Raw genomic sequence first — 13372 nt, forward strand, 5'->3', positions numbered from 1 at the left:
CGTTCGATCACATGTGGATCCCAGTCTAGATGTGGGATACAGCGGTCCGCGGGCATCCCTGCGCGCCGTTCTCCCGCCTCGTCTGCAAACGCTTCCAGTTTCGTGTTGGCGAAAGTGGCATACTGTAGGTCTCTTTACGGAAACTGTCATGGTGCTGTTGACTGGAAACGCTTTCATTTTGGCACTGAGCCCCTCTAAGCTGGCCCAATGTCTGTTGACTCATTGCTGCACACCGCCAGCCCCTTTGCCGGTTCCCTGACACCGGTTCATGCTGCCGACCACGCCCACGGATGGTGGCGTTCAGCCGTCATCTACCAGGTGTACCCCCGGTCCTTCCGCGACCTGAACGGTGACGGTATCGGCGACCTCGCCGGCGTCACGGCGGAGCTGCCACAGCTGGCAGAACTCGACATAGACGCCGTGTGGCTCTCCCCCTTCTACCGTTCGCCACAGCGCGACGCCGGGTACGACGTCAGCGACTACTGCGACGTAGACCCGCTGTTCGGCTCACTGGGCGATTTCGACGGAATGATCGCGGAGGCCAACCGGCTGAACCTGAGGGTGATCGTGGACCTCGTTCCCAACCACTGCTCCGACCAGCACCGCGATTTCCAGGCTGCCCTCGCCGCAGGCGCAGGCAGCCCGGAACGGGACATGTTCATCTTCCGCGATGGCACCGGCTCCACCGGCGAGGAACCGCCCAACAACTGGCAATCACACTTCGGCGGCTCAGCCTGGACCCGCATCACCGAGCCCGACGGCGAGCCGGGACAGTGGTACCTGCACCTGTTCGATTCCTCGCAGCCGGACTTCAACTGGGACAACCGGGCTGTCCATGACGAGTTTGAGCGAGTCCTGCGTTTCTGGCTGGACCGGGGAGTTTCCGGCTTCCGGGTGGACGTCGCCCACGCGCTGGTCAAAGCGCCGGGACTGCCGGAGTGGGGCGGACGCGCGGACGGCAGCAGCTCAGACGGATTTCCCGGCCACGAGGCGCCGATGTTCGGCCAGCCTGCCCTGCACGACATCTATCGGGACTGGCGGCGGATTCTTGAGGAGTACGGACCCGATCGGATCCTTTGCGCCGAGGCCAATGTGGACCCGCTTCCCCGGCTGGCCGAGTGGGTCCGGCCCGACGAAATGCACCAGGCGTTCAATTTCCCGTACCTGCATGCCGGACTGGACCTCCAGCGCCTGCGCACCATTGTCACGGAGTCGTTGACGTCGCTGGATGCCGTGGGTGCCCCGAGCACCTGGGTGCTCTCCAACCACGACGTCGTCCGGCATGCCACCCGCTTCGGTTACGAGTGGTCAGGACCGCGCGAAGGCGACGGGATCGGGCCGTCGGACCCCCAGCCGGACCACGCGCTGGGCCGGTCCCGGGCCGCGGCCGCGTCCTTGTTCATGCTCGGCCTGCCGGGCGGCGCCTACCTCTACCAGGGGGAAGAACTCGGACTCCCTGACGGCATCGACATCCCGGAGCACCAGCGGCAGGATCCCACGTTTGCTCGGACCGGCGGCGCCCGGCTGGGACGGGACGGTTGCCGCGTCCCGCTGCCGTGGCGCGCCTCGGAGTTGCACAACGGTTTCGGCGACGGCGGGCAGCCCTGGCTCCCGCAACCGGCGAGCTTTACGGAACTGGCCCGGGACGCCCAGGCCGCGGACCCGGCGTCGCACCTGAACCTCTACCGGCGCATGCTGGCGACCCGCCGCGAACTCGGCCTCGGGCGCGGTTCCCTGTCCTGGGCCGAGGAATGGTGCACGGGCTCTTCGCTGGCGTTCCTGAACGGCGACGTCCTGGTGGTCATGAATATGGGCAATGAGTCCCTCGAACTGCCGGCCGGCGAAGTGTTGCTCCGCAGCTCCTCCGCGGACCACGAATTGGCGGACGGCTGGCATGGAATAAGCTCTGGAGAGACCGTTTGGTTGCGGATTTCAGCAGAGGACTCGGAAAGCTAGGTACATGACCGGCATCAAGGAAGTCGCGGAGCGTGCCGGGCTCTCCATAGCTACGGTTTCGCGCGCCTTGAGCGGCAGGGGCCACGTGTCGCCTAAGAGCCGGGAACGTGCCCGGGCGGCCGCCGCGGACCTTGGCTTCGTACCGTCCTACCAGGCCTCAAGCCTCGCCTCCGGCCGAAACAGCAACATCGGCCTTGTAGTGCCATCCGTCCACCGCTGGTACTTCTCTTCGGTGGTGGAGGGGGTCTCGGCTGCGCTGCTGGATGCCGGCTACGACCTGACCCTGTACAACATCACTGAAGGCTCATCGCGCCGCCAGAGCGTTCTCAACGACTTCCTGCTGCGCAAACGGGTAGACGCGGTCATAGCAGTTTCGCTCGCGCTCACCGAGTCCGAGATCGCGCAGATGCTGGCGATCCACCGCCCCATCGTGGGAATCGGCGGCCCGCTGCCGGGGGCTTCCACCATCCGCATCGACGATCACGGCCTCGCGGAGGCGGCGGTGAACCACCTGATAGGCCTGGGCCACAGCAGGATCGCTCATATGACCGGGGGTTCGGCGTACGAGCAGGACTTTAAGATCCCCCGTACCCGCCTTGCCGGCTATGACACGGCCATGCTGGCCGCCGGGATCAGTGTGCGGCCGGAGTGGACCGTAACCGCGGACTTCACCGTCCAGGGTGCCTACGCGGCCGCCCGCACGCTGCTGGGTGGCATTCCGTTGGGCGGCAATTCCGAGCGGCCAACCGCCGTGTTCGCCGCTTCCGACGAGATGGCAATCGGCACCATCCTCGCCGCCCGCGATTTCGGGCTTCGGGTTCCGGATGACCTGTCCGTCATCGGCATGGACGGGCACGAACTCGGCGAGCTCTTCGGCCTCACCACCATTGACCAGGATCCGCGCGGCCAGGGTGCACTGGCAGTCCGCCTGTTGCTGGACGGGCTCGACGGCGGAACGGACCAGGCGGTGCAGGACATCGAGTATCCGACCCGGTTTATCATCAGGTCCAGTACTGCTGTGCCGCTGGCCTAGGCTTCGGCGCCGCCCATGAACCGTACGAACCGTTCCAGGACGTCGGGCCAGCCCTTCTCGTAGCTGGCACGAGTGCCGGCCGGGTCCTCGGCGCCTTCCCAGCCGTCGTGCACTACGCGGACCTCCGTGCCGCCATCGACAGCCCGGAACGCAATCCTGAGCTCTGTCGACCATAGTGCCGTGGTGCCGGGGTACCAGGAGGCGTGGAAGGACAGCGGAGGCTGCCAGTCATCGATGGTTCCCCAGGCCGCGCTCCTGCCGTCGTCCGCGGTCTCGAGGATCAGGTTCTCCTCGAACTCGACGTAGGAGCCGGGGCCGTACACGCTGTTGGTCTCCATCGGCCACCACAGGTGCGTGTGGTCGGTGAAGCCTATGAAGGCCCGCGACACAGGTCCGGGCACTACTGCGGTGCAGACCACCGGCTCCAGGCCCTCGGCGGGAACAGGCTCGTTGGAGCCGGGGCCGGCGGCGTGGCTGAAGAGGTTTTCCATGGGCACCAACTCTACCGCCATACCCGTTTGGTGCCTGACAGCTTCACGCTGGACTGGCGGCTTAAAAGGATCAGGCCCCGACATACGATGTCGGGGCCTGAGCCATAAATAGTGTCCGGCGGTGACCTACTCTCCCACACCCTCCCGGGTGCAGTACCATCGGCGCTGTGGGTCTTAGCTTCCGGGTTCGGAATGGGACCGGGCGTTTCCCCCACGCTATGACCGCCGTAACCCTTGCTCCGCAACCCTTTTGGGGGTTGGGAAATTTGTGGTTACAACATCCCTGCCCGGTGAAGGGGCAGGTGTGGTGTTGTTATGTAGTTGTTGGTTCCTGTGCAACAAACCGGTGGTGCGGGTTTGTTGGTTGGGAACCACATAGTGGACGCAAGCAGTCTTGTTTCTTCTTACCGCCCCTGGGTGCAAACGCTTTTGAATCCGTTTGCGGGGTGGTGTGTGGTGTAAGTTATCGGCCTATTAGTACCGGTCAGCTTCACGAGTCGTTAGTCCTCGCTTCCACATCCGGCCTATCAACCCAGTGGTCTGGCTGGGGGCCTCTCACACACAAGGTGTATGGAAATCTCATCTCGAAGCGAGCTTCCCGCTTAGATGCTTTCAGCGGTTATCCCATCCGAACGTAGCTAATCAGCGGTGCACTTGGCAGTACAACTGACACACCAGAGGTTCGTCCGTCCCGGTCCTCTCGTACTAAGGACAGCCCTTCTCAAATTTCCTGCGCGCGCAGCGGATAGGGACCGAACTGTCTCACGACGTTCTAAACCCAGCTCGCGTACCGCTTTAATGGGCGAACAGCCCAACCCTTGGGACCTACTCCAGCCCCAGGATGCGACGAGCCGACATCGAGGTGCCAAACCATGCCGTCGATATGGACTCTTGGGCAAGATCAGCCTGTTATCCCCGAGGTACCTTTTATCCGTTGAGCGACGGCCATTCCACAATGTACCGCCGGATCACTAGTCCCGACTTTCGTCCCTGCTCGAGATGTCTCTCTCACAGTCAAGCTCCCTTGTGCACTTACACTCGACACCTGATTGCCAACCAGGCTGAGGGAACCTTTGGGCGCCTCCGTTACTTTTTAGGAGGCAACCGCCCCAGTTAAACTACCCATCAGGCACTGTCCCTGACCCGGATTACGGGCCGAAGTTAGATGTCCAAAGTGACCAGAGTGGTATTTCAACGATGACTCCACCCGAACTGGCGTCCGGGCTTCAACGTCTCCCACCTATCCTACACAAGCCACTCCGAACACCAATACCAAACTATAGTAAAGGTCTCGGGGTCTTTCCGTCCTGCTGCGCGTAACGAGCATCTTTACTCGTACTGCAATTTCGCCGAGTTTATGGTTGAGACAGCGGGGAAGTCGTTACTCCATTCGTGCAGGTCGGAACTTACCCGACAAGGAATTTCGCTACCTTAGGATGGTTATAGTTACCACCGCCGTTTACTGGGGCTTGAATTCTCAGCTTCGCCTTGCGGCTAACCGGTCCTCTTAACCTTCCAGCACCGGGCAGGAGTCAGTCCGTATACATCGTCTTGCGACTTCGCACGGACCTGTGTTTTTAGTAAACAGTCGCTTCCCCCTGGTCTCTGCGGCCCCGATCCCCTCCCACCAGCAAGTGGTGTTCAAGGTTGGGGCCCCCCTTCTCCCGAAGTTACGGGGGCATTTTGCCGAGTTCCTTAACCATAATTCTCTCGATCGCCTTAGTATTCTCTACCTGATCACCTGTGTCGGTTTGGGGTACGGGCGGCTAAAACCTCGCGCCGATGCTTTTCTAGGCAGCATAGGATCACCGAATCCCCCCTTTACGGGAGTCCCGTCAGATCTCAGGCATCATGAACGGCGGATTTGCCTACCGTTCGCCCTACATCCTTGGACCGGGACAACCATCGCCCGGCTCGGCTACCTTCCTGCGTCACACCTGTTAATACGCTTGCCTCCCAGGATCAGGTCCCGCGCTCCACCAAAACCCGCACACCACAAGGGTGATAGGGCAGGCTTCGGGCAGTTAGTATCCCCTGTTCAACATGGACGGTTTTTCGCCGGTACGGGAATATCAACCCGTTGTCCATCGACTACGCCTGTCGGCCTCGCCTTAGGTCCCGACTTACCCAGGGCAGATTAGCTTGACCCTGGAACCCTTGATCATTCGGCGGACGGGTTTCTCACCCGTCTTTCGCTACTCATGCCTGCATTCTCACTCGTGTAGGCTCCACCGCTGGTTTACACCGCGACTTCACTGCCCACACGACGCTCCCCTACCCATCCACACTCCTGAACCACGAAGGCTTGGAAAATATGTGAATGCCACAACTTCGGCGGTGTACTTGAGCCCCGCTACATTGTCGGCGCGGAATCACTTGACCAGTGAGCTATTACGCACTCTTTTAAGGATGGCTGCTTCTAAGCCAACCTCCTGGTTGTCTTCGCAACTCCACATCCTTTCCCACTTAGCACACGCTTAGGGGCCTTAGTTGGTGGTCTGGGCTGTTTCCCTCTCGACTATGAAGCTTATCCCCCACAGTCTCACTGCTGCGCTCTCACTTACCGGCATTCGGAGTTTGGCTGACGTCAGTAACCTTGTAGGGCCCATTAGCCATCCAGTAGCTCTACCTCCAGCAAGAAACACGCAACGCTGCACCTAAATGCATTTCGGGGAGAACCAGCTATCACGAAGTTTGATTGGCCTTTCACCCCTACCCACAGCTCATCCCCTCCATTTTCAACTGAAGTGGGTTCGGTCCTCCACGACGTCTTACCGTCGCTTCAACCTGGCCATGGGTAGATCACTTCGCTTCGGGTCTAGATCACGCCACTGCAACGCCCTATTCAGACTCGCTTTCGCTACGGCTTCCCCACACGGGTTAACCTCGCGACGTAACACTAACTCGCAGGCTCATTCTTCAAAAGGCACGCCGTCACAACTACTATGCGATCACTCGCGGTTGCTCCGACGGATTGTAAGCACACGGTTTCAGGTACTGTTTCACTCCCCTCCCGGGGTACTTTTCACCTTTCCCTCACGGTACTGGTCCGCTATCGGTCATTAGGGAGTATTTAGGCTTATCAGGTGGTCCTGACAGATTCACACGGGATTTCTCGGGCCCCGTGCTACTTGGGATACTCTCCAGGCGGTGCACAGCATTACGGTTACGGGGCTCACACCCTCTACGGCCGGCCTTTCAAGACCGTTCACCTATACCTGCACCCTCACCCCACTGTCCCGGCAGAGACAGAACGGAAAGTCCCACAACCCCGCCCATGCAACGCCCGCCGGCTATCACACATGGAACGGTTTAGCCTGATCCGCGTTCGCTCGCCACTACTAACGGAATCACTATTGTTTTCTCTTCCTGCGGGTACTGAGATGTTTCACTTCCCCGCGTTCCCTCCACGCACCCTATGTGTTCAGATGCGGGTCACCAGGTGGCTCGCGCCCCTGGCGGGGTTTCCCCATTCGGACACCCTGGGATCACAGTCCGGTTATCGACTCCCCCAGGCTTATCGCAGATTCCTACGTCCTTCTTCGGCTCCTAATGCCAAGGCATCCACCGTGTGCTCTTAAAAACTTGACCACAAAAGATCAAAAACGCTAATTTACGAGAGAACCACAGAAACCAACCACACCCAACAACCACACCCCAAAAAGGGCGCCATCATCACGCGCAGCCAGATCCAGGTTCATATTCTTGGAAATTGCTTCTTATAAAAGATGCTCGCGTCCACTATGTAGTTCTCAAACAACAACCCCGTACCACACACCCCACACACCAGCCCCTCCCAAAAGAAGAAACCACCATGCATGATCGGTGCAGCCAGGAAACCAGAAACACAAGTCCCACACCCCGCACCATCCCCCGTAAGGGACGGCCCGCGGGCCATGGTCCTGTTGCCTCAGGACCCAACAGTGTGCCAAACACTAAACCGCACGCACCCGCCCCCACCGTTCCAGGCACCCCTCAAGAGAGGAACCGTACTGGGCAAGGAAAAGAACCTGCGGCCGCTATCCGTTGATATTCCACCCATGAGCACCCGCCGCAGAACAATCGCCTGCGCAACGGGCTTTACTCCTGACAACCCCTCCACACTCACATACATGAGGCAAGGCGACTGTAGGTGCTCCTTAGAAAGGAGGTGATCCAGCCGCACCTTCCGGTACGGCTACCTTGTTACGACTTAGTCCCAATCGCCAGTCCCACCTTCGACGGCTCCCTCCCACAAGGGGTTAGGCCACCGGCTTCGGGTGTTACCAACTTTCGTGACTTGACGGGCGGTGTGTACAAGGCCCGGGAACGTATTCACCGCAGCGTTGCTGATCTGCGATTACTAGCGACTCCGACTTCATGGGGTCGAGTTGCAGACCCCAATCCGAACTGAGACCGGCTTTTTGGGATTAGCTCCACCTCACAGTATCGCAACCCTTTGTACCGGCCATTGTAGCATGCGTGAAGCCCAAGACATAAGGGGCATGATGATTTGACGTCGTCCCCACCTTCCTCCGAGTTGACCCCGGCAGTCTCCCATGAGTCCCCGCCATTACGCGCTGGCAACATGGAACGAGGGTTGCGCTCGTTGCGGGACTTAACCCAACATCTCACGACACGAGCTGACGACAACCATGCACCACCTGTGAACCGGCCCCAAAGGGGAAACCACATTTCTGCGGCGGTCCGGTCCATGTCAAGCCTTGGTAAGGTTCTTCGCGTTGCATCGAATTAATCCGCATGCTCCGCCGCTTGTGCGGGCCCCCGTCAATTCCTTTGAGTTTTAGCCTTGCGGCCGTACTCCCCAGGCGGGGCACTTAATGCGTTAGCTACGGCGCGGAAAACGTGGAATGTCCCCCACACCTAGTGCCCAACGTTTACGGCATGGACTACCAGGGTATCTAATCCTGTTCGCTCCCCATGCTTTCGCTCCTCAGCGTCAGTTAATGCCCAGAGACCTGCCTTCGCCATCGGTGTTCCTCCTGATATCTGCGCATTTCACCGCTACACCAGGAATTCCAGTCTCCCCTACATCACTCTAGTCTGCCCGTACCCACCGCAGATCCGGAGTTGAGCCCCGGACTTTCACGGCAGACGCGACAAACCGCCTACGAGCTCTTTACGCCCAATAATTCCGGATAACGCTTGCGCCCTACGTATTACCGCGGCTGCTGGCACGTAGTTAGCCGGCGCTTCTTCTGCAGGTACCGTCACTTTCGCTTCTTCCCTACTGAAAGAGGTTTACAACCCGAAGGCCGTCATCCCTCACGCGGCGTCGCTGCATCAGGCTTGCGCCCATTGTGCAATATTCCCCACTGCTGCCTCCCGTAGGAGTCTGGGCCGTGTCTCAGTCCCAGTGTGGCCGGTCACCCTCTCAGGCCGGCTACCCGTCGTCGCCTTGGTGAGCCATTACCTCACCAACAAGCTGATAGGCCGCGAGTCCATCCAAAACCACAATAAAGCTTTCCACCCCCCACCATGCGATGAGGAGTCATATCCGGTATTAGACCCAGTTTCCCAGGCTTATCCCAGAGTTAAGGGCAGGTTACTCACGTGTTACTCACCCGTTCGCCACTAATCACCGGTGCAAGCACCGGGTCATCGTTCGACTTGCATGTGTTAAGCACGCCGCCAGCGTTCATCCTGAGCCAGGATCAAACTCTCCGTTGAAGTAAAACAGACACAACATGCGCCCCCGGGAAAACGGGACACGCACCCTGCACAAAATTTGAAACCAGCTGTCAAAACCAGACCACACCACGGGGTGGCGGGCCCGGCAAATTCAACCAATTCATATAAAATAAACCGGTATCAACAAACTTGGCACACTATTGAGTTCTCAAACAACAGACACACCCGGCACGACCACAACCAAACAGCCGTGGATCGCTCCGGAGCAACTTTTCAAAGTTACCCGCTCGCTTCCTCCGTGTCAAATCGGCGTCTGCGGCTCGTCGATGCCTTGGGCATCTTAGCTGCTGTACCGACCAACTCCGGGGAGCGGCGCGGAAATAAACTTTACCACTACTTTGCGCTGGGGCCAACCCGGCCACAGAAGGGGCCGAAAAGGCCCGGAATCACGGGGATTCCGGGCCTTCTCGTCGCCCTGTTTGCGGGGTCCTTCGGCGGCGTCTTAGACACCGCTGGCTGCCCGCATCATGGTGCTTACGTCAGCGGTCCGCCCGGCAGTGCGGTGGCACCGTCCGCGGCAGCGGCTGAGCCGACTGCAGTTGTACCAGGACCGGCCGGCTTGAAGTAGGCAACACCCAGCGGCGGCAAAGTGACCGTCAGGGTTGCGGGCTGACCGTCGATGCCCTCGTCCTCCGCCGTCAAGGTGCCGCCGTTGAGGACTCCCGATCCCCCGTATGCGGCGGCGTCGGTGTTAAGCACTTCGGTCCATGCACCGGTGGAGGGTACTCCCAATGCGTAGTCCTTGTGCGGGCCGCCCGAGAAGTTGACTGCGCAGACCAGCGGGTTTCCCTCGGTGTCCCAGCGCACGAAGGTCAGGACGTTGCGGTCCGCGTCGGCTCCGTTGATCCACTGGAATCCGCCGGGCTCGTTGTCCCGCGCATAAAGCGCGGGAGTGGACTTGTACAGTTCGTTCAGGTCCTTCGTCAGCAGCTGAAGCCCGCGGTGCGCGGGGATGTCCGCCAGCCACCAATCGAGACCGTGCTGTTCGGACCATTCCGCTTCCTGCCCGAATTCCGTGCCCATGAAGATGAGCTGCTTGCCCGGATGCGCCCACTGGTAACCGAGGAAGGCGCGGAGGTTGGCCAATTGCTGCCAGCGGTCGCCGGGCATCTTGCGGAGCATGGACCCCTTGCCGTGGACAACCTCGTCGTGGCTGATGGGCAGGAGGAAGTTCTCGGTGAACGCATAGACCATCGAGAAAGTGACGGTGCCGTGGTGCCACTTCCGGTTGACGGGATCCTCGGAGGAATACTTGAGCGAATCGTGCATCCAGCCCATGTTCCATTTGAGTCCGAAGCCGAGGCCGCCGTGGCTGGTCGGTGCCGTCACGCCGGGGAATGCAGTTGACTCCTCCGCGATCATGACCGCTCCGGGATGAGTCTTGTACACCGTGGCGTTGGTTTCCTGCAGGAAGGAAATGGCTTCGAGGTTTTCCCGCCCGCCGAACCTGTTCGGCTGCCACTGGCCTTCCTCGCGGGAGTAGTCCAGGTACAGCATGGACGCGACGGCATCCACGCGCAGGCCGTCGATGTGGAACTCGTCCAGCCAGTAGAGCGCATTGGCGACCAGGAAGTTGCGGACCTCGGTGCGCCCGAAATCGAAGATCAGCGTGCCCCAGTCCGGGTGCTCCCCCAGGTTGGGATCGGCGTGCTCGTACAGGGGCTGCCCGTCAAACTGCGCCAGGGCCCAGTTGTCCTTCGGGAAGTGCGCTGGCACCCAGTCCAGGATGACGCCGATGCCGGCCTGATGGAGGGCGTCCACCAGGTAGCGGAACTCGTCCGGGTGGCCGAAGCGGGAGGTCGGAGCAAAGTAGGACGTGACCTGGTAGCCCCAGGAGCCGCCGAAGGGGTGCTCGGCCACCGGCATGAACTCAACGTGGCTGAAGCCCAGCCATTTCACATACTCCACGAGCTCCTTGGCCAGCTCGCGGTAGCTCAGGCCGAGGCGCCAGGATCCGAGGTGCACCTCGTAAACGCTCATGGGCGAGTTGTGGGGGTCCCGGGCGGCGCGCGCCTGCATCCAGTCCTCGTCCTCGAACCGGTAGTGGGACTCGACCACTCGGGACGCGGTCAGCGGCGGTACCTCGGTGCCGAAGGCCAGGGGGTCGGCCTTCTCCACCCAGTAGCCGCCCTTGGCCTTGATTTCGAATTTGTAGCACGCCCCTGCTAAAACGCCGGGGACGAACAGTTCCCACACCCCGGAGGAACCGAGGGACCGCAGGGAATTTTCGCGGCCGTCCCAAGCGTTGAAGTCGCCCTTGACCCGGACAGCTTCGGCATTGGGGGCCCACACGGCGAAGGACACGCCGTCGACGTCGCCCAGTGAGGACTTGTAGTGCTGCACATGCGCGCCCAGCACCTCCCAGAGCTTCTCGTGGCGGCCTTCACCGATCAGGTGCAGGTCCACTTCGCCGACCGTGGGCAGGTAGCGGTACGGATCGTCCACGGTCACCGGTCCCGCGCCCTCGTACGTCACCTCAAGGCGGTAGTCCGGCACGTGGCCGGCCTGGAGGGGCTCGACGACGGCAACCCACACGCCGTCGGCCTCATGGGCCATGGGCAGGGCGCCCGCGGCGGTAACCACGTTAACCGCTTCGGCCAGGTGCTTTACGGTGCGGATGGTTACGTGGCCGTAGTCATCGAGGTGGGCGCCGAGCACCGAGTGTGGCGCATGGTGTTCGCCGGCCGCCACCTGCGAGAGCGTTTGCGCATCCACGGGTAACGGCGCGTGGTGGCTGTCGGTATGTGCAGAGCCTGTCATCTTCTTACCTTCCGCTGCGGCGCCGGCCGGTTCGCCGGGGCCTTTACTGCTGAGGAGTCGTCTGGACGCATTGACCGGAATGGCCAGCCAGCCGGGCCTGTTCCGCAATTCATAAACGACTTCGTACAACGCCTTGTCCAGCCACAATGCCACAAAGAGCGGCGAGTTCCGGTCGATCGTGCCAGGCGTGACCTCGGAATATCCCGCGAGGAAGGCCTCGGCGCAGTCGTCGACCCAGGATTCCGGCACGCGGGCATCGGTTCGCTCCCGCTCGGCGGCACCGGCCGCGTAGTCGAAGGAGCGCAGCATGCCCACCACGTCCCGCAGCGGCACGTCGGGAAAGTTGCGTTCGGAGATGGGCCGCAGGGGCTCACCCTCGAAATCGAGGATTGCCCAGCGGTCCTCCGCTCCGCCGCTGCCGGGAACCTGAAGGATCTGGCCCAGATGGAGGTCGCCGTGAATGCGCTGCAGGGCACCGGCCGGGACACCGTCGAGGGTGGCGAGCAGGCTTTCCAGCCCCTCTTCATGAGGCCCGACGGCGGCCCGCGCCTCCGTCCATGCCTCGCGGATGCGCTGCGCTACTCCGGGGGCGATGACACCGCCGGGGACGGCCTCGGCAGATACGCCAAGCGTTTCCGCGAGCCGGCGGTGGACCATGGCTGTTGCGTGGCCCAGGGCGTGGGCCTCGGCGGTGAAGTCAACTCCCGCGCCGGCTGCTTCGACGGCGAGCCGCCAGGCGTCCCGGCCGCCGGCCAGGAACTCATGGGCAACTGCCAGTTCACCGTCGGCACGGCCCGCCGGGGCATCCCATTCGCCGGTGACCCAGCCCAGGGTGGCCGGCACCTCGGACGTCCGGGCGGCAGAAAGTGCGGCCCCGACTTCCACTTCGGGATTCCGGCCCGGGGAAAGCACGCGGAAGAACTTCACGATGGCCGCGGAGACGCCGTCGTCCACTATCACCGAGCTGTTCGACTGTTCACCGGAGAGGACCTTGACCGTCCCGGAAGCGCGCGGCAGGGGCTGGCCGGCGCCCGACAGGTGGCCGCTGGCCGTGCCCGCGGCGGCGGCTCCTTCCGTTCGCATGAGTTCCAGCCACGCCGCAATGAACGCGCGGTCGTGAACGGCGTCGTAGATCCAGCGGTGACCCAATTCGGGGTGGTCGCTTTCGCCGATCAGCGCGCCTTCCGCGCCGGGCAGGGGGTCGCTGCGGTAGCTCAGCGGCACTTGCACCACATCGGTGCGGCGGCCGCCGTCGGCCGTGTCAGAAACCACGGCGGCGAGGAACACCTCAAGGCCCACCTGGCCCGCGGCATCGGTGAGGATGAGTCCGCCCACCGGATCCAGCGAAAAGTCGGCAGACTTAACCGGGAACCAGCGCTGGCGCGGCAGCCAGCTGCGGAGGAGTTCTTCGAGTGTGGGTGTCAGGGTGGATTGGCTCATG

At 61.8% G+C, this 13372-nt stretch carries 4 protein-coding genes and 3 rRNA genes; 2 read left to right on the top strand and 5 right to left on the bottom strand.

Annotated features, from left to right (window positions below; translation table 11 throughout):
• The first annotated feature begins 207 nt into the window (after positions 1-207).
• Positions 208-1956 carry a glycoside hydrolase family 13 protein gene (locus B1A87_RS14585; RefSeq protein ID WP_078029704.1) on the top strand — a complete coding sequence of 583 codons (1749 nt, stop codon included), beginning with the start codon at positions 208-210 and terminating at the stop codon, positions 1954-1956.
• A 4-nt stretch (positions 1957-1960) separates the two neighbouring features.
• On the top strand, positions 1961-2989 hold the full coding sequence (locus B1A87_RS14590; RefSeq protein WP_078029705.1) for a LacI family DNA-binding transcriptional regulator: 1029 nt from the start codon (positions 1961-1963) through the stop codon (positions 2987-2989).
• Here the strand turns inward: B1A87_RS14590 and B1A87_RS14595 are convergent.
• The 5 genes from B1A87_RS14595 to B1A87_RS14615 all read right to left on the bottom strand — a co-directional run bounded on the left by B1A87_RS14595 (position 2986) and on the right by B1A87_RS14615 (position 13371).
• On the bottom strand, positions 2986-3480 hold the full coding sequence (locus tag B1A87_RS14595) for an SRPBCC domain-containing protein (protein ID WP_078029706.1): 495 nt from the start codon (positions 3478-3480) through the stop codon (positions 2986-2988). The two genes, B1A87_RS14590 and B1A87_RS14595, sit on opposite strands and share 4 nt — an antisense overlap.
• Before the next feature lie 113 nt (positions 3481-3593).
• A 5S ribosomal RNA gene (gene rrf / locus B1A87_RS14600) occupies positions 3594-3710 on the bottom strand.
• A 223-nt stretch (positions 3711-3933) separates the two neighbouring features.
• A 23S ribosomal RNA gene (locus B1A87_RS14605) occupies positions 3934-7071 on the bottom strand.
• 552 nt (positions 7072-7623) lie between these two features.
• Positions 7624-9150 (bottom strand): 16S ribosomal RNA (locus B1A87_RS14610).
• The 16S, 23S and 5S rRNA genes sit together here, the layout of an rRNA operon.
• 495 nt (positions 9151-9645) lie before the next feature.
• Positions 9646-13371, bottom strand: a complete 3726-nt coding sequence (locus B1A87_RS14615) for a 1,4-alpha-glucan branching enzyme (RefSeq protein WP_078029980.1) — start codon at positions 13369-13371, stop codon at positions 9646-9648.
• Position 13372: the final 1 nt, after the last annotated feature.

Source organism: Arthrobacter sp. KBS0703 (assembly GCF_002008315.2).
In the GTDB taxonomy this organism is placed as follows: Bacteria; Actinomycetota; Actinomycetes; order Actinomycetales; family Micrococcaceae; genus Arthrobacter.